Below are 23,362 nucleotides of genomic sequence, written 5' to 3' on the forward strand. Positions count from 1 at the left end.
TCTGCGCGAAGACCTTCAGGGCACCCGACCGGACAGCCGGAAGGCCGCACACCACGTCGAGGAGGGGTGCGGCCTTCGGCCCTGCGCGGTCGCGGTCGCCGTCAGAGCTTGACGATCATCTTCCCGATATTGTCGCCGCGCAGAACGCCGAAGAAGGCCTCGAGGTTGTTCTCGATGCCCTCGACCACGGTCTCGCGGTACTTCAGCTCGCCGGAGCGGACCCACGGCCCGACCTCCTGGACGAACTGCGGCTGGAGGTCGTAGTGGTCGGTGACGATGAAGCCCTCCATACGGCCACGGGTCTGGATGAGCCGGGTCAGGTTCTTCGGGCCGGGCGCGGGCTCGGTGTTGTTGTAGACGGAGATCATGCCGCAGACGGCGATACGACCGTTGTTGTTGAGGGAGCCGAGGGCGGCCTCCAGGTGCTCGCCGCCGACGTTCTCGAAGTACACGTCGATGCCGTCAGGCGCGGCTTCGCGCAGCTGCCGGCTCACGGGGCCGTTCTTGTAGTTGAAGGCCGCGTCGAAACCGTACTCCTCGACCAGCAGCTTGACCTTCTCGTCGGAGCCCGCGGAGCCGATGACCCGCGAGGCGCCCTTGAGTTTGGCGATCTGGCCGACCTGGCTGCCGACCGCTCCGGCGGCGCCCGACACGAAGACGGAGTCGCCCTCCTTGAAGGAGGCGACGCGCAGCAGACCGGCGTAGGCCGTGAGCCCCGTCATACCGAGCACGCCCAGGTACGTGGACAGCGGCGCGAGCTCGGGGTCCACCTTGACGACGTGCTTGGCGTCCAGCGCCACGTACTCGCGCCAGCCGAGGGGGTGCAGGACATGGTCCCCGGGCTCGATGCCCTCGGCGTTGGAGACGAGGACCTCGCCGACCGCGCCGCCCTGCATCGGCTGGTTCAGCTCGAACGGAGGGACGTAGGACTTGGCGTCGCTCATACGGCCGCGCATGTACGGATCGACCGAGACATACTCGTTCCGCACCAGCACCTGGCCCTCACCCGGCTGCGGTACCTCCGCCTCGACGAGGCTGAAGTCCTCGGGCTTGGGCCAGCCGACCGGGCGGCTGAGAAGGTGCCATTCACGGCTGACGGCGGGGAGGGTGGGGGTGTCGGACATGGACCTTTCCTCACGTGTGGCGGCAGGAAACTTCAGTACCTGAAACAACCATGCGCCTGAATATTTCAGGATGTCAAGTAAACGGGTACCCTGGGGCCCATGGCCACCCCAGAGAAGATCCGCCGCCCCGACCCGCTGACCGTCGAGATCGTCGACCTCATCGGGGATGTCGTGGCCCGGTTCTACGCGGACTACGAGGACGCGGCGGCGGAGCAGGCGCTCACGGGCGCGCAGGCGCGGCTGCTGAGCCTGCTGTCGCTGGAGCCACTGCCCATGCGGCGGCTGGCGCAGCGACTGAAGTGCGAGCCCTCCAATGTCACCGGGATCGTGGACCGCCTGGAGGCGCGCGGGCTGGTGGAACGGCGCCCGGACCCGGCGGACCGGAGGGTGAAGGTGGCGGCTGCGACGGAGGAGGGGCTCGGGGTGGCCGCGTCTTTGCGGGACTCCCTGAACTTCGCCCGCGAGCCCCTGGCCGGGTTGTCCCAGGACGAACGCCTGTCCCTGCGGGATCTGTTGCTGCGGATGCTGGAGGTCGCGCGATAACACCGCCGTCCCCCTGCGGGCGCTTCGGGGTTTTGCGCAGTTCCCCGCGCCCCCTGATCAGGTGCGCTGTCATCTGCGGGTGCGTTGTGGCTGGTCGCGCAGTTCCCCGCGCCCCTGAAGAGCGCGCTCCGCGCGCATCCCGACACAGGGGGGCGCCCCGATAGGGGCGCGGGGAACTGCGCGAGGAACCACAACGTGCCCGCACATGCCGACGCACGGAAGGTGCCCGACAGGGGCGCGGGGAACTGCGCGAAAACCCCCGAAGCGCCCGCAGGGGGACCGCGCGTGGTCAGGGGCGTGAGCCGCGGGCTAGCTGCACCACCACAAGAACCGTTTGCAGGTCTGCGTCGGCGACGGACGCGGTGTCGGGTTGGCCGACGGAGGGTTCGTCGAAGGGTGCGCGCTCGGGGCCGCCGGCGGCGGAGCCGTACGGGCCGGGGTCGCCCGCCCCGAGAGACTGGTCACCGTCACCGACGGGGTGGCCTTGTCCTTCTTGTCCTCGGACTTCTTCTTCGCGGAGGCCGACGCGGACGGAGACTCGGAGGCCGAAGCCGACACCCGCGCCCCACCGGCGGCACCCGTTCCCCCGGAGGGATCCGCCGACGGCGTGGACGCGTCCACCGCCTCTCCCCCGTCGGCGGCGGCCTTCGGCGCGACCCCCGGCGCCTCGATGCCGAGTTCGGCCACGGTCAGCGCACCGGCCGCCAGCAGCAGCCCGGCCCCCACGAGGAACACCCGGCGCCGGCGGCGCCGATGCGCGGCGGCCCTGCGGTTGCGCCGCGCGGACCGCGTCCCGGGCCGGTACTCGTCAGCCTCGCCCGCGTCGCCCGTGTCGTCCGCGTCGTCGTGACTCTCCTGCGTCTCCCGCCCGCCGAAGCCGTCGCCATCGGAACCCGCGTCCACAGGCGCGGGCACGCGTATCTCTTCGACCGGTGTGCCGCACCCCGGGCAGGCAAGCGCGCCGTTGAGGTGCCTGTGGCACGGGAGGCAGTAGTCCATGACGCCGGAAGACTAAATTCCTCGCGGGTAACGTTCCTAGGACCTGCTGTGAAAGTTGTGTGTTGAACCGTCTAACTCGGCGCGGCGCGTTGGGCGCGTCAGGGTTGAACGCTTCCCCTCCACCCTCCGTATGACTGTGCGGCCCGCGCTCCCCTGGCGGGCCACCCAGACCACGGAGGTTCCATGGCCGACAACGTCACCTCGCTGTTCCGCAGCGCGGCGGGGCACAGCCCCTCGATGGCCGCGCTGATCCGGCAGGGCGGCGACGGGACGGGCCCGGTGGACTTCTGCATTCCGTGCAACCCGTACTTCCCCACGCCCGCCATGTTCGAGGAGATGGCGGGCAGGCTGCGCGAGATCGCCACGTACTACCCGAGCAGCGCCGACACGATCACGGCGGAACTGTGCGGCCTGCTCCAGCTCCCCCCGCAGTGCGTGGCGATGGGCAACGGTTCGACCGAGCTGATCACCTGGATCGATCATCTCCTCGTCCGCGAGTCCCTCGCCATCCCCGTCCCCACCTTCGGCCGCTGGACCGACCAGCCCATGGAGACCGGCAAGCGGGTCGACATGTTCCCGCTCCAGGAATCCAGCGGCTTCGCGCTCGACCTGAACCAGTACGCCGAGTTCATCCGTAAACGCGGCACCCGCGTCGCCGTCATCTGCAACCCGAACAACCCCGACGGCGGCTTCGTGCACCGGCAGGCGCTCGTGCAGTTCATGGACGCGATGGCGGACCTGGACCTGATCGTGATCGACGAGTCCTTTCTGGAGTTCGCCGACGCGGAGGACGAGCCGAGCGTCGTCCAGGACGCGCTGCTGCGGCCGAACGTGATCGTGCTGCGCAGCCTCGGCAAGAACTTCGGCCTGCACGGCATCCGCTTCGGCTACCTGGTCGCCAACCCCTCCCTTGCGGGCCACGTACGCGCGATGCTGCCGAAGTGGAACCTGAACTCCTTCGCGGAGCACGTGGTGTTCATGCTGAAGGAGCACGGCGCCGAGTACCAGGAGAGCCTGCACCAGATCCGCCGGGACCGACTGGACATGGCGCGGCAGCTCTCCCATCTCCCCGGCCTGACGGTCTACCCCTCGCAGGGCAATTTCCTCTTCGTGCGCCTTCCCGTGGGCGCCGAAGGCACCGTGGTGCGCGACCGGCTGCTGTCCGAGCACCGGATCCTGGTCCGCGACTGCGGCAACAAGATCGGTTCATCCAGCCGCTTCCTGCGACTCGTGGTGCGCCCCGAGGTGGACGTGCGTCGCCTGGTGTCCGCCATGGAGCAGGTGTTCTACGGGACCAGGAGGGGAGCCGCCGTGCCCGAGCCGAGCACAGGGACCAGCTACAGCTCGGGCACGGCGGCCGTGGACCGCCTGATGAACGAGAGCAACGGGGCGGGGGTCGCCGGACTCGCCGCCCAGACCGCGGCGATGCCGTCCCTGACTCCTGGCTCCACACCGGCACCCGCGCCCGCCCCGGCCCCGATGCCGGTTCCGCTCCCCGCCGCCGCGCCCGCCCCGATGCCGGCACCGGCACCCGCACTCACCCCGTCACCTTTCCCGGCCCCCGTACCGGCACCCGCGCCCCTGCCCGTACCGGCACCCGCACCCGCCCTCCCCGCCGCGCCCGCCTTCGTCCCCGCCCCCGCCGCGGGCCTCCAGGCCGTCCCCCAGACCGGTGTGCCGGGGCTCGCCCCCGTGCCGCCTCAGTACCGCCCCGGTGTGCCCGCTGCGGGCGGCCTCACGGCGGCCCAGGTCCGTGGCCGCACCCAGCCGGAGCCGGCGATGCCCGAGCCCACCGCCTGGCCGGCCGCGGGCGGGATGTACAACCAGGTCGGCTGACGGCCCGACACCCCCTCGACACCTTCCCGACACCTCCGCGACACCCATGCACTATGTCCGGAATTGGGTTGAAAACGAATACTTAAATGTCCGTTTTGATACGTTAAATCCGGAAGTATTCCAAAGTCACCCTTTAAAGCATTAGGTGGCGTGACGCAAAACGCGTGATGCACCTCACTTACGAAGCACCCTAGTGCTTTAGATGTCCCTTACGCGCCCGATTGGCGCGACTCGTGCCGTCGGCGCGACCGGGAGAACAACTAGCCCGCTTAGTAAATAGGGGAATTGTCGATTTATTCCCCGCGGCTAACAATGACTTCGCCGCAGGACACCGCATTCCGAAATGCGATGCCGTTTGCCGATGGGAACCGGCGACTGCGGGTCATGTATTCCCCGGAAAAGGACCGCACCATGCCCCTTCATGCCGCCAAGAGCACGTCCCTGACGCGCCGTATCTCCGCCGGTGGCGCTGTCACCGTCGGCGCGTTCGCCCTGGCCTGCACGGTCGCACTGGGTACGGCCCAAGCCGCCAGCGCCGCTCCCGCCGCAGCCCCCACCACGACCAAGCCCGCCGCAGCCCCCACGGCGACCAAGCCCGCCGCCGCCGCTCCCGCCACGTACACCGTCGTACGGGGCGACCACCTGGCCTCGATCGCCCGCGCCCTCAAGGTGCAGGGCGGCTGGCCGGCCATCGCCGCGGCGAACGGCCTCTCCGCCCCCTACACGATCTACCCCGGCCAGGTCCTGACCCTGCCGGGCGGCACCAAGCCGGTCGCCGCCGCTCCGGTCAAGCCCACGACCCCGACGGCCCCCGCCACCACGGCGGCCATCACGACCGCCCTCAACGGCGGCTACGCCAACAACCTCGACGGCTGGATCAAGACCTCCCTCGCGGTCATGGCGAAGCGCGGCATCCCGGGCTCCTACAACGGCATCTACCGCAACGTGATCCGTGAGTCCTCCGGCAACCCCAAGGCGATCAACCTCTGGGACTCCAACGCCGCCGCCGGCATCCCGTCCAAGGGCCTGCTCCAGGTGATCGACCCCACCTTCAAGGCGTACCACGTGACGGGCACGTCCTGGGACATCTACGAGCCGGTCGCCAACCTCACGGCCGCGTGCAACTACGCGTACCACCGCTACGGCTCGATCGACAACGTGAACGGTCCTTACTGACGAGGTCCGTGACGCGATGCGGGGTGGTGACGGCGCTGTGCCGTCACCACCCCGCCTTTGTCTTTGCTCAAGGGAATTGATCAGCGAATGACCCGCTGATCAATTCCCTTTTTCATGACTGCCGACGACGACAAATCCGTTCCCGTCGTCGTCCAGAGCGCCCGGCCGCCGTACCTCGCCCGCCCTGCGGGTGCGGCGGACTGCCCTCTCAGCCCGTGCAGTTCATGACCGGCCGCGGGCTCGGCAGACAGTGCTCACGGGTTCTCCCAGGCCGCCGGTTCCTCCGCCAGTTCCCGCACCGGTGCCGGGAGCGTGCCGGACGCGATGTCCGCGAGGGTGACGCCCTCCAGGATCCGGCGGACGTTCGCGCGCACCGCCACCCACAGCGGCAGCAGCGGCTCGGCGGAGCCGGTGTAGGTGAGCTGGGTCGGACGTTCGCCGCGTACGGACACGATCGGGCCGTCCACCGCGCGGATGACGTCCGCGACGGTGATCTCGCCGGCCGGCCGGCCGAGCCGGTAGCCGCCGTTGCCGCCGCGCCTGCTGTCCACGAGGCCGGCCCGGCGCAGATCGCCGAGGATCCCCTCCAGGAACTTGTGCGGAATGCCCTGCGCCGCTGCGACCGTCTCCGCCTTCACGGGGGCGCCGTCACCCCGGACGGTCAGCTCCAGTGCCGCCCGTACCGCGTAATCCGCCCGTGCCGAGATCCTCATATGCCTATTGTCCGCGCCGCGGGCGGTGACAATGGCCGCACCCCGCCGCTCCCGGAGGAGACTCCCTTGGTGTTGAGCAGACGTACCTTCAGCACGATCGTCGGCACCACCGCGATCGGCCTCTCACTCGCGGGAAGCGGTGAACGGTGCGCCGCCGCCCCCACCGCCCCGACCGGGGCCGCCCCCGCGCCGCCGACGGCGGACGGGCGCGGGCACACGGTGGGCTTCGACCGGTACTCGATGCTCGTCGACGGCAAGCGGGTGGTGCTGTGGTCCGGCGAGATGCATCCGTTCCGGCTGCCGAGCCGGTCGCTGTGGCGGGACGTGCTCCAGAAGATGCGCGCCCACGGCTACAACACCGTCAGCGTCTATGTCGCCTGGAACTACCACTCCCCCGCCCCGGGCTCGTACGACTTCACGGGCGTCCGCGACCTGAGCCTGTTCCTGCGCATCGCCGCCGAGACGGGACTGTATGTGATCCTGCGCCCGGGGCCGTACATCAACGCCGAGGTCGACGCGGGCGGCTTTCCCGGCTGGCTGACCGCGACCAAGGGGACGGCCCGCACCGCCGACCCGACGTACCTCGAGCACGTGGACGAGTGGCTGACCGCCGTGAACCGGATCGCGGCACGGCATCTGTACACCAAGGGCACGGGCACGATCGTGCTCTACCAGCTGGAGAACGAGTACGCGAACCACGTCACCCAGGCGACGGGCCGCTCCTACATGGCCCACCTGTACCGGAAGGTACGGGCGGACGGCGTGGACGTGCCGCTGTTCCACAACGACAAGGGCAGCAACGGTGATTGGGCACCAGGAACCTTCGACACCGGTGCCGAGCGGGGGCGTTGGCTGTATGGCTTCGACGGCTATCCGTCGCCGTCCGACACGCCGCCGGACTGGGGGTACTTCGGGCCGGGCGGAGTGAAGGGCGGTTCGACCGCCAGCCCCGGGACCCCGGGATTTCTGGCGGAGTTCGGGGGCGGGTGGTTCGATCCGTGGGGCGGGGCCGAGTTCGGCGGGAAGGGGTACGAGGAATCTCGCCGGACGCGGGACGCGGCGTACGAGCGGCGTTTCTGCCTGACCAATCTCGCCAACGGGATCAAGATCCACAACGTCTATATGACCTTCGGCGGCACCTCGTGGGGCTGGCTGCCCGCGCCGGTCGTCTACACGTCGTACGACTACGGGGCGGCGATCGACGAGGCGCGGCAGCCGACGGCCAAGCTGGTGCCGATGCGTCAGCTCGGTTATCTGGTGCAGAGCGTGCCGGATCTGGCGAAGCTGGAGAGGGCGGAGGATGCCGGGGTCGGTTCGGGACTGAGGGCGTACCACCTGCTGAACCCGGACACGAAGGCACACGTGTACGTGGTGCGGAACGACACGGACGGCGAACTGACCGCCGAGGTACCGCTCGGGGGAACGGTGCGCGTGCCGGTCGGCGGCCGGGACGCGCGGCTGCTGGCGGCCGGGATCTCGCTCGGGGGCCGTACGCTGCGGTATTCGTCCGCCCAGCCCATGCTGCGGGTGGCCGTCGGGCGGCAGGACGTCGCCGTGTTCACCGGGCGGTCGGGGGAGACGACGGAGACCGTCGTCGAGTGCGCCGGGAAGCCGGGTGTGACCGTGCTGGAGGGGGACGCCGGCAGCGAGTACCGGGACGGTGTGCTGCGGGTGACGGCGCGGCTGGGCGGGCTGACTCGGGTGCTGGTGGAGGGCGGAGGTGTCGAGCGTCCGCTGCTCGTGCTGCTCGCGGATGACGAGACGTCCCTACGGCTGTGGTGGCTGGAGACGCCGTCGGGGGCGGTGGTGGTGTACGGGCCCGCGCTGGTGCGGGGCGCCGAGGTGCGGGGCACGGCCCTGCGTCTGGCCGGTGACACGGTCGGGGAGGCGGAGCTGGAGGTGTGGGGGCCGCGGGGGGCGACGGAGGTCTTCTGGAACGAACGGGCGATCCAGACACGGGCCACCGCCTCGGGCGGCCTGCGGGCGGCTGCGCGGCTGCCGGGGGTGGGGGACGTCGTACTGCCCACGCTGACTGCGTGGCGCCGCAAGGCGGAGAACCCGGAGTCGGCCGCGGGCTTCGATGACTCGGGATGGCGCAAGGCGGACCGGACGTCGACGTACAGCACGACGAAGGTGCCGGCCGGGGAGCCGGTGCTGCTGGCGGACGACTACGGATTCCACTACGGGGACGTCTGGTACCGGGGCCGCTTCTCGACGGATGCGGCGGGGGCGGGTGCCGTGTCGTTCTCTTATGTGACCGGCACACAGGGCCTGTTGATGGCTTGGCTGGACGGCAGGCCGCTCGGGACGCATCGGATGCCGGTGCCGGACGAGAAGACGGTGCGCAAAGGTACGTGGTCGGCGAAGGCGAGGTTCCCGGTGGAGGCGGGTGCGGGCAAGGGCCCGCATGTGCTGTCGGTCCTGGTGCGCCGGATGCAGCACGACATGGACGGCCGGGCGAACGACACGCACAAGGCGGGGCGTGGGCTGGTGTCCGTCTCCTTCGACGGGGCCTCGCCGAAGGTGGAGTGGCGCATCCAGGGCGAGGGGGCACCTGATCCGGTGCGGGGCCCGCTCAACAACGGAGGGCTGTACGGGGAGCGGCACGGGTGGCATCTGCCGGAGTTCGCGGACGACGGGTGGAAGCCGACGGGTCCCCCGAGTGAGGAGCGGCGGCAGGGGGTGGTCTGGTACCGGACGCGGTTCCGGCTGGGGGTCGGTCCCGGGACGGACGCGTCGCTCGGGCTGACGCTGACGGACGATCCTGCTCGCGCGTACCGGGCGCAGATCTTCCTCAACGGCTGGAACATGGGGCAGTACGTGAACGACGTGGGCCCGCAGCACACATTTGTCCTGCCGAACGGGGTGCTGGACCCTCACGGGGACAACACGCTGGCGCTGGCGGTCCTTTCGGACGGCACGACCGCGGCGGGTCCGGACAAGGCGGAACTCACGCTGCTGGGGCGGGCGGCGGGGGGTGTGCGGTGACCGGCGGGTGCGTGGCGGGTTTCCCGCCCGTCACGGCGCCGCCCGAGGTCAGTCGTCGCGTGCGTTCTCGCCGCGGCCACGGCCGAGGCCCAGCCGTTCGGCGAGCAGCCCCACCACGACGCCGACAGTGGCCACGGCCGGCGCGGGCATCATCGAGTGGGCGTGCACTCCCGGTGTCCACGCCAGCAGCATCAGACCGACGACGAAGTACGTCACCCAGCTGAAAGCCGCGTCCATGGCATTGCCGATGGCGGGTGAAAAGCTGAATGCCCCGCGCACGAGGCGCCGCATGGGCACCGTGATCGCCATGGCGATGACCGAGCACGGAGCGAGAAGCAGCAGCGCCCAGAAAACGGGGGCCATGCCTTCGAGTTCTATCGCACCGGGGAAAAGGGCAGCGGTGACGAGCAGTACCAGGAGGAACATCAGGCCGACGGGCAGCACCGCGAACAGCAGCACCCCGCCGAGGGCGGTCCGGGCCAGTAGTTTTTCCCCGGAGGTCATCGGCTCGTCGTCGTCACCGCTGCTTTTGATGTCATCGGTGTCATCCGCAGGCAGGGATCGCTTGTCCATGCAGGATTCCGCTTCCGCATTCTCTGTGGGGGGCCGGGACGGCCCAGGACACGGCCACTTCGCACGGCCGTGTCCTGGGACCCCGAAAGGTGCTGGAACGCCTGACGCCAGTGCCGCGGCGCTAGAACGCGACGAGCATGATGGCGACGGCCAGGTCGTGCGCCACGTCAGTGGGGACTCCCGCCCTGACCAGAGCGATGGCCAGGGCATGCTCGCTCCAGCCCTCCACGCTCTCGATGGTGTCGGCGATCTTGGACGCGTGCTTGCCCAGGAACTTGGCCGCCTTCGGCGACAGCTTCTTGAGGACCTTGCTGGCCCATACGCCGCCGTGCCTGATGCCGGCCACGATCAGCTTCCGCATGATGGTTCCCTGGCCGAGGAACGAACTGCCGGGCGTTCCGGCTTCCAGGGAATGCGCGTAAGCCTCGAACTGCGCGATATCGGCCTGATTCGCGCCGTCGGCCTTCATCTGCTTGATGAGATCGCGCACGTCGGCCGCGGTGAAGTCCAGTTCGGACGACTTGGCCAAAGCGACCGCGGGAGCGGCCTGGGACACTGCCGGACCCGCGTCCCGCGACTCCGCCGCCTCCGCGAGTGGAGCCATGGCCCCCAGCGCCATGGCCACGGTGGCCGCCACGGCGGCCGTACGCAGTCCACCCATGCGGCCCGGCTTCGACACCGGACCCTGCTTGGCTATGGACAGCCTCATATTGTTTTTCCCCTTTGTGCTTTTGTCCACCGTTGGTCAGACAGGCAGACGTCACCACGACCTCACAGAAGTCGCAGAAGGTTGATCTGTGTATTCGATCTACAGCGCCGTTGCGGACATACCGCGGTGACGAGTGGCCACGTCGGCTCGAAATGAGAGCGATGGCGCGCATCGATACATGTGAATTTCCCCCGTGAACATTGAGCGGCTCCTGGTCAGGGAGCAGCAGGCGCGCACCCGGCTTTTCTCGCGAGCCGAGCCGCGCTCTCATTATTTGTACATGCTGTGGATCTTGTGATGCAAGCGAAGGTGGCGTGAATGCGCTTTGAAGGCCCCATATCTGAGGTCTACTTGAGCATTCGTCTATCGGGCACGGCCCAAGGTGCCCCGTAAGCGCTGGGCCCGCAGGACCAGTTCCAGTTCGAAGCGGTGGTCGGGGTTGTCGATGGTGTCGCCCCAGAGTTCTCTGATCTGGCGGAGGCGGTAGCGGACCGTCTGGGGATGCACGCCCAGGCGTGCCGCCACCTCTGGGGCTCCGCCCCGGGTCTCCAGCCAGGCCAGAAGGGTTTCGGCCAGGCGTCGGGCGTGGGTCGGGCCGCACTGGGTCAGGGGGGCCAGGCAGCGCAGGGCCAGGTCGTCCATCAGTTCTTCCGGCTGCAACAGGACCAGGGCCTGCGTGTGTTCGGTGCAGTGGAGGACCTCGCCGGCGGGCAGCAGGGCGCGTTCCATCAGCCGTACCGCCGCCTCCGCCCAGCGCAGCGACTTCGCCGCCTCGGCCAGCGGTACCGGCGGCCCGATCGCCCCGGACCAGCCGGACAGCGCCCTGTGCAGCAGTTCGGGGCGGCCCGCCGCGTGCGGGTCCGGAACCACCATGCGCGGCTGCTCGCACTCCATGTCCAGCAGGACGTCGTGCGCGACCGGCGGTGCCATCGCCTCCCGTGCCGGGCGCAGCAGGACCCCGACCGCCACCCGGTCCGGCAGCGGCCATCCCACGCGTGTGGCGCGTTCGGCGAACGCGTCGGCGGGGTCGGTTCTGTGATGTTCGGTCAGGAGCAGTTCCATCAGCCGTCGTTGGAGTCGTAAGCGTTCGCCCGCCTGCCGGGCGGCGGCTTCGGCGTATCCGCGCACCGACTGCTCCACCAGGCCGTCCAGGTACTCGTAGCCCGCGTCCACGAGTTCGTACATCGCCGGGGGCGGGATCTCCACGCGCTGGCCGATGTCCGCCAGTCGCCGCCATGCCAGCCGGACGCCGAGGCGGTAGATGGCCTGGAGCGAGTTGAGGCTGCGACCGTGCAGGCCCTGGCCCCGCCCGAATTCCTGGAAGACCTCGGGGTGCATCCGGGGGCGGCTCTCCGAGGACTCCAGCTGCTGGATGAAGACCTCGATCGCCCGGCGGATGCCGACCAGGGCGATCGGTTCGCCGGAGTCGTCGAGCACGACGGGAAGTCGTGGGTACTCCGCGCGGATGTCCCGCAGGATCTCCTCGGCGAGGGCCGGTGCCTCGGCGAGCGCCAGCGCGACGAAGCGCCGTACCTGGACGCGGGGCACGTCACGCCAGGCCGAGCGGGACGTGACGGTCACCGGGCGCGTGGACACCGGTCAGCGCCCCTGGCCGGTGTTCTCGTGGTTCTCGTACGTGACCATCGGCGTGTTCGGCTGATTCGGGGACGCCTCCAGCGCCGCGACGATGCCGAGCGCCGCGCCGACGGCGAGCGCGGCGGAGACCAGCACGGTGAGCAGTGATGCCAGGGTTCTGGGCATCGCGGTTGCGGACATCACGGGTCAGCCTCTCTGTCGAGGTCGTCCCCCAGTTCCCGGCGGCCCTAGCCAGCAAGTGCCCAGTGTCTGCGCGACATTGACAGTCCGTCAAGAGGCGCCTACGGTTCCCGGCCCAGATCGCACGCGCACGTTCTCCCCACCCCTGGAGTGCCCGGATGCGCCGTAAAGTCTCGCCGTTCGCCCTGGTCCTGCTGGGTCTCGGCACCTTCCTTCTGGTCCTGGCCCCGCTGCTCACGTGGTACGTGACGCCACGGGCCGCCGTCACTCCCGTCGGGCTCGACACCACCGCCGTCTACACCGGAACCGGCAGTGTCTTCGACACCACGAAGCTCAAGGCCGTACCCGGGCAGCGGATCACCGTGACCCAGCATGTGCGCGGCGACGTCGCCGACAGCGAGCGCAGCGGGGACGCGGTGTGGGACGTGGCCCTCGCCGTGGACACGGGCACGCCCCCGTCCGTGTCCATCGACCCGCACACCGCGCTGGACTTCACCTCGGAGCGCTGGGTCACCGACCGCAGGACCAACCGGCCGGTGCACTGCTGTCACGAACAGCCGTACCACGAGGGCGACGCCTATCTGAAGTTCCCCTTCGACGTGCGCAAACAGTCCTACCAGTGGTGGGACAGCACGCTGCGCTCGACCGTCACCCTGCGCTACGGCGGCACCCGGAAGGTCCAGGGCTACACCGGCTACCTCTTCACCGGCAGGGCCGAACCGGCCAGGACAGGCACACGGCTGGTGCCCGGAACCCTGGTCGGCCGGCCGGCCGCCGGTCAGGTGGCGGCCGAGGAGTGGTACTCCGACCACGGCATCGAGCTGGTCGTGGACCAGCGCACCGGCCGGGTGCTCTACGCCCAGCTCGGCCCGCGCCGCACCCTGCGCGCCCCCGGCTCCACGAAGGACGCGGTGGTCCTCCTCGACAGCCAGAAGATCGCGTTCACCGCGGCCACCCAGAAGCAGCAGGTCAAGCTGGCGAAGCGGGAGAGCGGACTGCTGCGGCTGACCGGGCGGACGCTGCCGGTGGGTGCCGCGGCGGCCGGAAGCGTGCTCGCGGCGGCGGGAGCGGTGTGGGTGGTTCGGGGGCGTCGGGATGGTCCCCGTACGTCTGGATCGTCCGAGGCGTCACTCACGATGTGACGATACGTCAGACTTATGCGGCGCTCATTTTGTCATCCCGGTGAGTAGCCGCAGGCGTACTGGTGGGCGAAAACTGTCCATCTCGCGACCCTGAGCAACCCCCGACGCCCACGTCCCGAGCCCCGACGCCCACGTTCCAGGTCGCCGACGCCCACGTTCCAAGTCGCCAGCACGACAGCTCGTCTCCACCCCACCCCCCACCGTGAGTCTCTCCACCCCCACCGTGAGTCTCCGCACCCTGAGAACGAGTTGGAGCGCACATGCCCCAGCACGTACCGTCCCCGCCGCGCGCCCACCCCCCACGCGCGGTCCAGTCGCCGCAGGCACTCCCCAGGGGCCCCCGCCACATCGTCTTTCTCGCCCGCCGTGATCTCGGCAATCCCGCCGCGGGCGGTTCGGAACTGCTGGTCGACCGGCTCGCCGACGGTCTCACCCGCCTGGGCCACCAGGTCACCCTGCTGTGCGGCGGCCCCGCCTGCTACCGGGACTACCGGGTCGTCTCGGCGGGCGGCGACCTCGCCCACTACCTGCGTGCCCGGACCGCCTTGCAGCACCGGGTCGGCGACTGCGACCTCCTGGTCGAGGTCTGCAACGGCATGCCCTACCTCGCCCCGCTGTGGCACCGCGGCCCGACCCTGTGCCTGGTCAACCATGTGCACACGGATCTGTGGCAGATGCGGTTCGCGGGGCCTCTCGCGCCCGCCGCGCGGATCGGCCGGAGGCTCGAGCACTGGGCCCTGGCCGGGGCGCAGCGCCGCAACCTGATGGTGGCCGTCTCCCCGTCCACCGCGCACGCGCTGTCCGCCCTCGGCGTCGAGCGCGAGCGGATCCGGGTCGTGCACAACGGCGTCGAGGAGCCGGGGCCCCTCGCCGAGAAGTCGCCGACGCCGCTGTTCGTGGCGATGGGTCGGCTTGTCGAGTACAAGCGGATCGATCTTCTGCTGCGGCTGTGGGAGCGGGTCCGTCCGGTCACCGGCGGACGCCTGGTCATCGTCGGCGACGGGCCGCAGCGACGCCGGCTGGAGCGACTCGCCGGCCCCGATGTCCAGTTCACGGGCCATGTCCCTGAGAGCGAGAAGCACCGGCTGCTGTGCGCCTCCTGGATTCTGCTGCATCCCTCGGCGGTCGAGGGGTGGGGGCTGGTGGTGACGGAGGCGGCGGTGCGCGGCACCCCGGCCGTCGCGTTCGACGTGCCCGGGCTCCGGGACTCCGTCGCCGACGGGCAGACAGGTGTGCTGGCGCGCGGCGAGTCGTCCTTCGCGGCGGCCTGGTGCACCCTCACGCTGAGCGACGAGCGGCGCCGGCTCATGGGCAAGGCGGCGGCCGAGCTCGCCGCCCGGTACCGCTGGGACCGTACCGTCCACCGGTTCCAGGCGGTGGCGGCGGAGGCGGCCAAGGGCTGGGCGCGTTGACCACGCCTGCGCGGGAGCCGGTCCCGGACTCCACGACAGCGCCCCGGGCCCGGCCCCTGAAGGAGTCGTCCCTCAAGGATCCGTCCCTGCGGCGTTCCCTCGCCCTCTTCCGTGCCTTCCGGCACGAGCAGGACGACCCCGTCACGTGCTACTCGCTCCTCGCCCGCGACGCCGCCGACCAGGTGGAGGCGTACGGCGGCCCGGTCGGGGGCCGCACGGTCGTGGACGTCGGCGGCGGGGGCGGGTACTTCACCGCCGAGTTCCGGCGGCGCGGCGCACACGCGTACCTCTTCGAACCGGACGTACGGGAACTGGGCCCGCGGCCTCCCTCCGGCGCGGTGGTCGCGGACGGCTATCTGCTGCCTCTGGCGGAGGGGTCCGCGGACGTCACCTTCTCCTCCAACGTCCTTGAGCACGTGGCCGATCCGGGGACCTTCCTCAGCGAGCTGGTGCGGGTGACCCGCCCCGGCGGGCTGATCTACGTCTCGTTCACCAACTGGTACTCCCCGTGGGGCGGTCACGAGTGGGCGCCCTGGCACTACCTGGGCGCCGAACGGGCCGCGGCCCGCTACCGCCGCCGTACGGGGAGGCCCGCCAAGCACACCCTCGGCGAGAACCTCTTCGCCGTGCACATAGGACCCACCCTGCGGCAGGTGCGTGCCCGCGACGACGTCACGGTCGTCGCGGCACGTTCCCGCTACTGGCCGTTCCTCGCCTCCGCCGTCGCGAAAGTGCCGGGGCTGCGCGAGGTCGCCACCTGGAACCTCCTCCTCATCCTCCGGCGGTGTCCCCCATGACCAGCAGCACGGTCCAGGCTCCTCCTCCGGCAGCCGTCCGCACCACCGTCGCGTCCGGGGGTCCGCCGCCGCGCCCCCGGTCGCGGCGCTGGCTGCTGGGGTTCTGGGCCGTGATGCTCGTGCTGTTCCTGGCGGTGCGGCCGGGGCGGCAGACCTTCGACACCAAGCTCGGGGTCACCGTGGACCCGTGGCAATTCCTCGCCGACCTGGGCCAGTTGTGGCACGACCGGGGCGGGTTCGGCGGTATCCAGGACCAGTACGCGGGCTATCTGTGGCCGATGCTGCCGTACTACGGCCTGGCGAAGCTGGTCCATCTGCCGGTGTGGCTCGCGGAACGGCTGTGGATGTCGCTCATCGTGTCCGTCGCCTTCTGGGGCTGCCTGCGGCTGGCCGAACGGCTGCGCGTCGGGGGCCCCGCCTCCCGGCTGCTCGGCGCGACGGCGTACGCGCTGTGGCCGGTGTTCACCGTCGTCATCGGCTCGACGTCCGCCGCCGCGCTGCCCGGCGCGTTCCTTCCCTGGGTGCTGCTGCCGCTGGCCGACGAACGCCACAGCGCCCGGGTCGCCGCCTTCCGCTCGGCCCTGCTCGTGGCGTTCATGGGCGGCGTCAACGCGGCCTCCACCCTGGCCTCCCTGCTCCCCGTGGGTCTCTTTCTCCTCACCCGGCCGCGCGGGCCACGGCGGCGCAAGCTGATCGGCTGGTGGGTGCTCGGCGTGGTCCTCGCGACCGCGTGGTGGGTGGTCCCGCTGCTGTTGCTCGGCGTCTACGGCGAGAACTTCCTCCCCTACGTGGAGAGCGCGCGGACGACCACGGACACCATGTCGGCGGTCGAGTCGCTGCGCGGCGCCGGGAACTGGGTGGCGTACCTCCACTTCGGTGAGGCCTGGCTGCCGGCCGGCTGGACCGTGGCCTCGTCCGTGGCCGTGATCGTGTGCTCCGCGCTCGCCGCCGGGCTGGGGCTCGCGGGCCTGGCCCGGCGCGATCTGCCCGAGCGACGCTGGCTGGTGCTGACGGTGATGCTGGTCGCGCTGCTCACCCTCGCCGGGTACGGCGGCGCGTTCGGCGCGCCCTTCCACGGCCTGGTGCGCAGCTGGCTGGACGGCGGGCTCGCGCCCTTCCGCAACATCTACAAGTTCCAGACGGGTTCGGCGCTCGCCCTGGCTCTCGGGCTCATGCATCTCGTGGGCGTCGCAGCCGAGCCGCGCGGGGCCCGGCCGGTCGCGGGCCGCCGGTTCGTCCCGCTGATCGCGGCGGTGCTCGTGCTGCCCGGGCTCGCCCTCCCGTACCTCAACGGCTCGATCCTCCAGCCCGGTTCCTTCCAGCGGCTCCCGGCCTACTGGAGCACCACGGCCGGCTGGCTCGGGAAGCACTCCCCCGACTCCCGCGCCCTTGTCGTCCCGGCGACCGCGCACGGCCTCTACACCTGGGGTTCGCCCATCGACGAGCCCCTCGACGTGCTCGCCGAATCCCCGTGGGCGGAAAGGGACTTCGTGCCCTTCGGGACGCCCGGCAACCGGCGTGCGATGGACGCGGTGGAGCAGGCGCTGGAGACCGGGAGCCAGGTCCCGGGGCTGGCCGACTACCTGGCCCGGGCCGGGCTGTACTACGTCGTGGTCCGCAACGACCTGGACCCCGACCAGCTCGGCTACGTGCCCACGACCACCGTCAGGCGGACGCTGGAGCAGTCCGGCTACCGGCAAGTGACCGGATTCGGGCCGCTGATGACCGGGGGCCGGATCGCGCACGGCACGCCCCTCCAGGTCGAGGGTCTGTACGCGCGCCGGCGGGCGGTGGAGATCTACGCGCCGGCGAGCGAATCCGGGACCGGGACCGGGGTGGTGACCCGGCCGGGTCAGGCCCGGCTGCTGCCGGTCGCCGGCACCGCCGTCGTCTCCGGCGGCCCGGAGGCACTGCTGCCGCTCGCCGCCGACCCGGCGCTGCGGGACCGTGCCGCCGTCCTCACCGGCGACAACACCCCCGGGCTCGGCACGGCGGCGGTCCAGGTGGTGGGTGACGGGCTGCGCCGCGCGGACACCCGTTTCGGCCTGGTCGACGCCAACACGTCGTACACGTACACGGGCGACGAGAGGAATGCCTCCGGTGCCGTGCAGGACCCGGGGGCGCAGCCGCACCAGATCCTGCCGTCGAAGGGCGAGGACCATCAGACCGTCGCGGAGTTGCGGGGCGCCCGTTCGGTGACCGCGTCCTCCAGCGGCAACTGGCTGTTCCACCTGCCGCAGTACGACCCGGTGAACGCCTTCGACGGCGATCCGGACACGGCCTGGGCGGAGGGTGCGCCCGGGTCGGCGGACGGACAGTGGCTGCGGATCGGGTTCACGAGGTCCGTCGACGTACCGCCGTCGTTCACGGTGACGCCGCTGCCGCAGGACGGGGTGCGGTCGGCCGCCACGCGGATCCGGGTGGAGACCGCCAAGGGCTCGGTGACGGATTTCCTGCGGCCGGACGGCTCGACGCAGAGCGTCACATCGCCTGCGGGAGCCACGAGCTGGCTGAAGATCACGATCGTCGACTCGGTGGAGCGGAAGACGGGGCTGACCGGTGCGGGATTCTCGGAGGTCAGGATTCCGGGTGTGCAGGTGACCCGTCTGCTCCGGCTGCCGACGGACGCCGTCCGGTCCGGGGCCGATGCGAGCGCGAGCGCCGAGATCGTCTCGCTGCACCGCGCCGCCGACCCCACCGGGCTCTCCGCGACGGGCACGGAGGCGGGCCTGCACCGGGTGTTCTCGGTCTCGTCGGCGGGGACGTACGAGGTGCGGGCGAGCGCGGTGCCGGTCGCGGGCCAGGCGCTGGACAAGCTGCTGTACCAGGTGGCGCCCGAGCAGGCGAACCGCGTCACCGCGACAGCCGACTCCACGGCGGCCATGGGACCGGATCTGTCCGCCCGCAATCTCACGGACGGCGATCTGACCACGGCGTGGATCGCCGGGGACAAACCGACCATCCACCTTCGCTGGAACGGCAGACAGCCGGTGAGCTCGCTCGTGCTGGCAGCCGCCGGGGGACTCTCGAGCCGCCCCACGAAGGTGGAGATCAGCTCACCGGACGGCGCGGCGATCGCGGGCGTGGACGACAACGGCTGGGTCCGCTTCGACCCGATCACCACCGACCGGCTCGACATCACGGTCACCGGGACGGCCCCTGTCACTGTCAACAACCCGGTCGCGAACGACGACCTGCGGCTGCCGGTCGGGCTCACGGAGGCATACATCCCGGCGCTGGAGGCCCTCCGCACCCCGCAGCCGCCCGCCGCACTGGAATTCTCCCTGCCGTGCGGGCAGGGGCCGGAGCTGGCCATCGACGGGACGCTGTACGCGACCGGCGTGCGAGGGGCCGTGCGGGACCTGGTGCAGCGCCGGGAGGTCGAGCTGACGCTGTGTCAACAGGGAGGTTCGGCGGTGAGTCTCGGCGCCGGTTCGCACCGCGTCGAGGCGGCGGGCGACGCCGGTCCGCTGGCGGTGACGGACGTGACGCTGACGCGGGGCACGATCGGGGCCGTCGACGGGGGCGCCGGGCGCGCACTGCGGGTGGTCGACTGGGCGGGCGACCACCGCTCGGTGACGGTCGGCTCGGGCACGGCGTCGTACCTGACGACGTACGAGAACTACAACGAGGGCTGGCAGGCCACCCTGAACGGCAGGAAGCTCACCCCGGTACGGCTGGACGGCTGGCAGCAGGGCTGGCGGATCCCGGCCGGGGCGGGCGGCACGGTCGAGCTGTCGTACGGTCCCGCGACGACGTACGAAGCCGGTCTGATCGGCGGCGGGGCGGCAATCGCGGTGCTCGCGTTCTTCGTGGTGTGGCGACGCCGCTCGCCGAACCCGGACGGGGCCTCTCCTGCGCCTGCGGGGGCTGGGCCGTGGCTGGGCACGGTGGCGCTGACGCTGGTCGGCGTCGTGATCGCGGGGCCGCTGGCACTGCTGGTTCCGCTGCTGGCGGCCGTCGCGTGGAGGCGGCACGCGCTGCTCGTCCCGATCGCGTTCGCCGCGCTTGCGGGGGCGGGGGTCGCGGCGGCGGTGCCGGTCGGCGGGAGGTCGGGGGCGTTCGGTCCCCTGCCTCAAGTCCTGGCGCTGCTGGGGCTGTTCGCGGCGCTGGTGAGCGTGCGGGAGCGGGGGCCCGCGGGCACGGGCCCGGAATCGTACGAGAGCGGGAGCGGGAACGAGGGCGGCGGCAAGAACGGCCTCCGGGGGGAGAGCGCATGACAGCGTTGGAGCGGCCTCGCGCCGAGGAACCCGTACGGCGGCCCGTGCGCATCCCGTTCCCCGTGGTGGACGAGGTGTCCCGGCACTGTGCGCAGGAGGAGGAGCCGGAGACGGTCCACATCGAGGTCCACCTCCCCGGCCAACTCGCCTCCGGCCGGCTGCGCACGGCGTTCACCGAGGCCCTGCGCCGCCACCCGCGCATCCTGATGCGTGAGACGCCGCGCCACTGGTACAGCCGCCGCTACGAATGGGAGCTCACGCCCGGCCCCGAGGCGGAGGTGGTGACCTTCCCGCCGCCGGGCAAGGACGCACTGCGGGACGCGAGGGCACGGGCGCTGTCCAGGGTGCCGCCGCTGACCCTGTCCCCGCCGGTGCGGCTGGAGGTGGTGAGAGGCGCGGCCCCGGACACCGGCACCGTCCTGTTGCTCACCATCAACCACACCGCGCTGGACGGCCCGGCCTGCCTGCGCGTCCTGGCCACGGCAGCGGAGCTGTACGGCGGCAAGGACAACTCCCCCGCCGCACCCCCCGTACGCTCGCCCGAACCCGTCCGCGACCCTCCGGACGTGCCCTCGCCCTGGACCCCGCCCGCCCGTGTGGCGCCGGGCGCCCCCGAGTCCTCCCCGGGCAACGGCCTTCTCGTCACCGAACTGCCCCTCCCCCACCGCCCCAAGGGCTCGCCCTACACGGTCAACGACCAGCTGATGGCCGCCACCGCGCTCACCGTGGCCCACTGGAACGCCGAACAGGGCGCGCGCCCACGCCCGTTGCGCATCACGATGCCGGTGGACGACCGGCCCCGGGACGCCACGATGCCCATCGGAAACGGGACCCGGCTGGTCGACGTCACCTTCATGCCCGAGGAGTTGAATCAGGAGCTGTCCGTCCTGCTGCGGCGCACCGCTCACCGGACCCGGGCCCTCAAGTCCATGCCACGCCCCCAACTCGGCCACGGCGCCGCGCTGCTCACGGCGCCCGTGCTCCCGGTCGCCTGGCGGGCCGCCGCCACACGTGCCCTGCGACGCGCCGCCACCCCCTGGACCTCGACCACTCTGCTCAGCAACATCGGCCGCATCCCGTACGCCCTGGACTTCGGTGAGGAGGCCGGACGCGCCCACGCCGTCTGGTTCTCGGCGCCGGCGCGCATGCCGCGCGGCCTCACCGTCACCACCGCCTCCACCGCCGGCCGGCTCCATCTCGCCCTGCGCTGGTCCCGCGCCCTGCTCGGCCACGGGGACGGCGCCCATCTCCGCGACCTCTTCGAGCACTACCTGCACTCGACCGAGGAGGGCCACCAGTGACCACTACGACCACGACGACCACCGCTGTCCGCCGAGGACTGCGCGACTTCTACGAGGACCCGTCCGTCCCCGTCGCCTCCGGCGCCGGCCGCAGCCTGCGCCAGGCCCGGATGCTCGCCGAAGCCCTGGGACCGGCCACCAAGGGCGCGCGGACCGTCCTCGACATCGGCTGCGGCGACGGCAGCGCGGCAGCCACCGCCGCGCCCTGTCTGTCCGGTCACAGGATCGTCGGCGTCGACTGGTCGCAGGACGCCCTCAGACGGGCGCGCACCAGACTTCCGTACACGGTGCGCGGCGAACTCACCGACGGCGGACTGCCGTTCCGTACCGCTGCGGCGGACGCGGTTTTGTTCAGCGAGGTCATCGAGCACCTCGTGGACCCGGACTCGGCCCTGGACGAGATCCGCCGGGTGCTGCGCCCCGGGGGCCACTTGATGCTGTCCACCCCGAACCTCGCCGCCTGGTACAACCGCGCCCTGCTGCTGGCCGGGGTCCAGCCCGTCTTCACGGAGGTGAGCCTGCGCGCGGTCCACGGCCGCCCGGGGTCACAGGTCGTCGGGCATCTGCGGCTGGCGACCGCCCGCGCGCTGCGGGAGTTCGTGACAGCGGCGGGCTTCGAGGTCGTACGCGTCAAGGGGGCGCCGTTCCACGGCGTTCCGCGCCCGCTGCGGGGCCTGGACCGCCTGGCCTGCCGTGTGCCCTCGACGGCTTCCATCCTCCTCCTGCACGCGCGAAGGACGTAGGCGTGATGTGGTGGGGAGTGGCCGCGGCCCTGCTGGCGAACCTGCTGTACAGCTGCGGGTTCGTGCTGGAGAAGAAGGCGCTCGCGGCGCTGCCGGAGGTGAACTTCCGCCGTCCGGTCAGGCTGCTGCGCCTGGTCCTCGGCAGCCCGCTGTGGATCGGCGGCTCGCTGGCGCTGGCCGCCGGTTTCGGGGCACAGCTCGCCGTCTACCGGACCCTGCCGATAGCCGCCGCGCAGGGCATTTTCGTATCGGGACTGGTGCTGCTGGTGCTGCTGTCGGCGCGGCTGCTGGGCGAGGAGACGACGGGCCGGGAGCGATACGCGCTCGGGGCCATCGTCCTCGCCCTGCTGATGGTGGTGCTGTCGCTGGACGAGCACGCCGACAGGGTCAGCCGGGGCGCCCCCTACGCACTGATCCTCACGGTGTGCCTGCCGTCGCTGGCGCTGGCCGTGCGGCTGTACGGGGCCGCCGAGCGCCGCACCCGGCGCCGGCACCGGCCGCCGACGACGGGAGTGGAGTACGGGGTGGCGGTGGGGCTGCTGTACGGCGTCAGCTCGCTGGCCATCAAGGGCGTCTCCGGCTATCTGACGGCGGGCGGACTCGGCAGCGCGGTGACCGGACTGCTGCGCTCCCCCTATCCGTATCTGCTCCTGTTCACCGGCGGCTTCGGCCTGGTCATGTCGCAGGCGGCCCTGCAGCGCTGCCGAGCCTCACTGATCGTCCCGGTGTGCACGACGGTGACCTCCTTGTTCACGGCGGTACTGGGCACCCTGGCCTTCGGCGAGGCACTGCCGCACCAGCCGCTGCGGCTCGCGCTGCGCCTGGCGGGCACGGCGCTGGCGGTGACGGTGCTGCTGCTGATGCCGAGACACGACACGACAGACCCCGAACCCGACCTTTCCGCAGAGGAGTTGCGCGTCCATGCCTCCGACCTCCGACGACCCGCTCATGGAGATGCTGAAGATCCTGGCCTGCCCCCTGGACAAGGGCCCGTTGCACCTGATCCGCACGGAGACCGCACCCGAGGGCGCGGCTGAAGGCGCACCGGAGGCCCTCTACAACCCCCGGCTGCACCGCCGTTACCCGATCACCGACGGAATCCCCCAGTTACTGCCCACCTCCGGTGAGCAGGTGGGCGAGGACGAACACGAACGTCTGCTGAAGCGCATCACCCCATGACCACGTTCGCCGAAAACATGAGTACGGATACTCAGTCCCCGTGGTGACTGACGCCGATACGGTACGGCGATCTTCCGGCTACGGTATGAGTCGATCACCGCATTGCGGTACTGCGGACACGGGGGAGGAAA

General features: G+C 71.2%; 19 protein-coding genes. 12 read left to right on the forward strand and 7 right to left on the reverse strand.

Annotated features, from left to right (window positions below):
* Positions 1–101: 101 nt before the first annotated feature.
* Entirely contained in the window at positions 102–1,124 is a 1,023-nt protein-coding gene (locus ABZ845_RS02920) for an NADP-dependent oxidoreductase (protein WP_360972212.1), read from the reverse strand.
* A 99-nt stretch (positions 1,125–1,223) separates the two neighbouring features.
* Here ABZ845_RS02920 and ABZ845_RS02925 point away from each other — a divergent pair, with 99 nt between their 5' ends.
* Positions 1,224–1,667 carry a MarR family transcriptional regulator gene (locus ABZ845_RS02925; RefSeq protein ID WP_360972214.1) on the forward strand — a complete coding sequence of 148 codons (444 nt, stop codon included), beginning with the start codon at positions 1,224–1,226 and terminating at the stop codon, positions 1,665–1,667.
* Between the two features lie 309 nt (positions 1,668–1,976).
* On the opposite strand, the gene ABZ845_RS02930 is transcribed toward ABZ845_RS02925, so the two are convergent.
* A complete protein-coding gene (locus tag ABZ845_RS02930; protein ID WP_360972216.1) occupies positions 1,977–2,582 on the reverse strand; it encodes a hypothetical protein in 606 nt (201 codons plus the stop codon).
* A gap of 267 nt (positions 2,583–2,849) precedes the next feature.
* Between ABZ845_RS02930 and ABZ845_RS02935 the strand changes: the two genes are divergently transcribed.
* Positions 2,850–4,502, forward strand: a complete 1,653-nt coding sequence (locus tag ABZ845_RS02935) for a histidinol-phosphate transaminase (RefSeq protein WP_360972218.1) — start codon at positions 2,850–2,852, stop codon at positions 4,500–4,502.
* Between the two features lie 411 nt (positions 4,503–4,913).
* A complete protein-coding gene (locus ABZ845_RS02940) occupies positions 4,914–5,678 on the forward strand; it encodes a LysM peptidoglycan-binding domain-containing protein (protein WP_360972220.1) in 765 nt (254 codons plus the stop codon).
* Positions 5,679–5,932: 254 nt separating this feature from the next.
* Here ABZ845_RS02940 and ABZ845_RS02945 read toward each other — a convergent pair whose 3' ends face one another.
* Positions 5,933–6,391 carry an Rrf2 family transcriptional regulator gene (locus ABZ845_RS02945; protein WP_360972222.1) on the reverse strand — a complete coding sequence of 153 codons (459 nt, stop codon included), beginning with the start codon at positions 6,389–6,391 and terminating at the stop codon, positions 5,933–5,935.
* 66 nt (positions 6,392–6,457) lie between these two features.
* Between ABZ845_RS02945 and ABZ845_RS02950 the strand changes: the two genes are divergently transcribed.
* On the forward strand, positions 6,458–9,379 hold the full coding sequence (locus tag ABZ845_RS02950; protein WP_360972224.1) for a beta-galactosidase: 2,922 nt from the start codon (positions 6,458–6,460) through the stop codon (positions 9,377–9,379).
* A 48-nt stretch (positions 9,380–9,427) separates the two neighbouring features.
* Here the strand turns inward: ABZ845_RS02950 and ABZ845_RS02955 are convergent, their stop codons facing one another.
* From ABZ845_RS02955 to ABZ845_RS02970, 4 genes are all read right to left on the reverse strand, one after another.
* Positions 9,428–9,952: a hypothetical protein gene (locus ABZ845_RS02955; protein WP_360972226.1), complete on the reverse strand. Its 525-nt coding sequence runs from the start codon at positions 9,950–9,952 to the stop codon at positions 9,428–9,430.
* 121 nt (positions 9,953–10,073) lie between these two features.
* Entirely contained in the window at positions 10,074–10,661 is a 588-nt protein-coding gene (locus tag ABZ845_RS02960; protein ID WP_360972228.1) for a hypothetical protein, read from the reverse strand.
* A gap of 363 nt (positions 10,662–11,024) precedes the next feature.
* Positions 11,025–12,257 carry a helix-turn-helix domain-containing protein gene (locus tag ABZ845_RS02965; RefSeq protein ID WP_360972230.1) on the reverse strand — a complete coding sequence of 411 codons (1,233 nt, stop codon included), beginning with the start codon at positions 12,255–12,257 and terminating at the stop codon, positions 11,025–11,027.
* A 3-nt stretch (positions 12,258–12,260) separates the two neighbouring features.
* Positions 12,261–12,422, reverse strand: a complete 162-nt coding sequence (locus ABZ845_RS02970; RefSeq protein ID WP_360972232.1) for a hypothetical protein — start codon at positions 12,420–12,422, stop codon at positions 12,261–12,263.
* A gap of 173 nt (positions 12,423–12,595) precedes the next feature.
* Here ABZ845_RS02970 and ABZ845_RS02975 point away from each other — a divergent pair, with 173 nt between their 5' ends.
* The 8 genes from ABZ845_RS02975 to ABZ845_RS03010 all read left to right on the forward strand — a co-directional run bounded on the left by ABZ845_RS02975 (position 12,596) and on the right by ABZ845_RS03010 (position 23,231).
* Entirely contained in the window at positions 12,596–13,579 is a 984-nt protein-coding gene (locus tag ABZ845_RS02975) for a DUF3068 domain-containing protein (RefSeq protein WP_360972234.1), read from the forward strand.
* A gap of 260 nt (positions 13,580–13,839) precedes the next feature.
* Positions 13,840–14,991 (forward strand): glycosyltransferase family 4 protein, encoded by a 1,152-nt coding sequence (locus ABZ845_RS02980; RefSeq protein ID WP_360972236.1) that lies wholly within the window; start codon positions 13,840–13,842, stop codon positions 14,989–14,991.
* Between the two features lie 56 nt (positions 14,992–15,047).
* Positions 15,048–15,788, forward strand: a complete 741-nt coding sequence (locus ABZ845_RS02985; protein ID WP_360972462.1) for a class I SAM-dependent methyltransferase — start codon at positions 15,048–15,050, stop codon at positions 15,786–15,788.
* On the forward strand, positions 15,785–20,008 hold the full coding sequence (locus ABZ845_RS02990; RefSeq protein WP_360972238.1) for an alpha-(1->3)-arabinofuranosyltransferase: 4,224 nt from the start codon (positions 15,785–15,787) through the stop codon (positions 20,006–20,008). Before ABZ845_RS02985 ends, ABZ845_RS02990 begins: the two co-directional genes overlap by 4 nt.
* Positions 20,005–21,309 (forward strand): condensation protein, encoded by a 1,305-nt coding sequence (locus ABZ845_RS02995; RefSeq protein WP_360972240.1) that lies wholly within the window; start codon positions 20,005–20,007, stop codon positions 21,307–21,309. The genes ABZ845_RS02990 and ABZ845_RS02995 overlap by 4 nt, the downstream gene beginning before the upstream one ends.
* On the forward strand, positions 21,306–22,052 hold the full coding sequence (locus ABZ845_RS03000) for a methyltransferase domain-containing protein (protein WP_360972242.1): 747 nt from the start codon (positions 21,306–21,308) through the stop codon (positions 22,050–22,052). Before ABZ845_RS02995 ends, ABZ845_RS03000 begins: the two co-directional genes overlap by 4 nt.
* Positions 22,053–22,069: 17 nt before the next feature.
* Positions 22,070–23,089, forward strand: coding sequence for a hypothetical protein (locus ABZ845_RS03005; protein ID WP_360972464.1), 1,020 nt, complete (start codon positions 22,070–22,072; stop codon positions 23,087–23,089).
* A complete protein-coding gene (locus ABZ845_RS03010; RefSeq protein WP_360972244.1) occupies positions 22,974–23,231 on the forward strand; it encodes a Trm112 family protein in 258 nt (85 codons plus the stop codon). The genes ABZ845_RS03005 and ABZ845_RS03010 overlap by 116 nt, the downstream gene beginning before the upstream one ends.
* Positions 23,232–23,362 lie beyond the last annotated feature (131 nt).

Source organism: Streptomyces sp. NPDC047022, assembly GCF_040644155.1.
Classification (GTDB): Bacteria; Actinomycetota; Actinomycetes; order Streptomycetales; family Streptomycetaceae; genus Streptomyces.

Bases quoted from the DNA above. Each gene is read 5' to 3' on its own strand.
- ABZ845_RS02920 (WP_360972212.1), bottom strand. From the start codon at position 1,124: ATGTCCGACACCCCCACCCTCCCCGCCGTCAGCCGTGAATGGCACCTT.
- ABZ845_RS02925 (WP_360972214.1), top strand. From the start codon at position 1,224: ATGGCCACCCCAGAGAAGATCCGCCGCCCCGACCCGCTGACCGTCGAG.
- ABZ845_RS02935 (WP_360972218.1), top strand. From the start codon at position 2,850: ATGGCCGACAACGTCACCTCGCTGTTCCGCAGCGCGGCGGGGCACAGC.
- ABZ845_RS02940 (WP_360972220.1), top strand. From the start codon at position 4,914: ATGCCCCTTCATGCCGCCAAGAGCACGTCCCTGACGCGCCGTATCTCC.
- ABZ845_RS02945 (WP_360972222.1), bottom strand. From the start codon at position 6,391: ATGAGGATCTCGGCACGGGCGGATTACGCGGTACGGGCGGCACTGGAG.
- ABZ845_RS02955 (WP_360972226.1), bottom strand. From the start codon at position 9,952: ATGGACAAGCGATCCCTGCCTGCGGATGACACCGATGACATCAAAAGC.
- ABZ845_RS02960 (WP_360972228.1), bottom strand. From the start codon at position 10,661: ATGAGGCTGTCCATAGCCAAGCAGGGTCCGGTGTCGAAGCCGGGCCGC.
- ABZ845_RS02970 (WP_360972232.1), bottom strand. From the start codon at position 12,422: ATGCCCAGAACCCTGGCATCACTGCTCACCGTGCTGGTCTCCGCCGCG.
- ABZ845_RS02975 (WP_360972234.1), top strand. From the start codon at position 12,596: ATGCGCCGTAAAGTCTCGCCGTTCGCCCTGGTCCTGCTGGGTCTCGGC.
- ABZ845_RS02980 (WP_360972236.1), top strand. From the start codon at position 13,840: ATGCCCCAGCACGTACCGTCCCCGCCGCGCGCCCACCCCCCACGCGCG.
- ABZ845_RS02990 (WP_360972238.1), top strand. From the start codon at position 15,785: ATGACCAGCAGCACGGTCCAGGCTCCTCCTCCGGCAGCCGTCCGCACC.
- ABZ845_RS02995 (WP_360972240.1), top strand. From the start codon at position 20,005: ATGACAGCGTTGGAGCGGCCTCGCGCCGAGGAACCCGTACGGCGGCCC.
- ABZ845_RS03010 (WP_360972244.1), top strand. From the start codon at position 22,974: ATGCCTCCGACCTCCGACGACCCGCTCATGGAGATGCTGAAGATCCTG.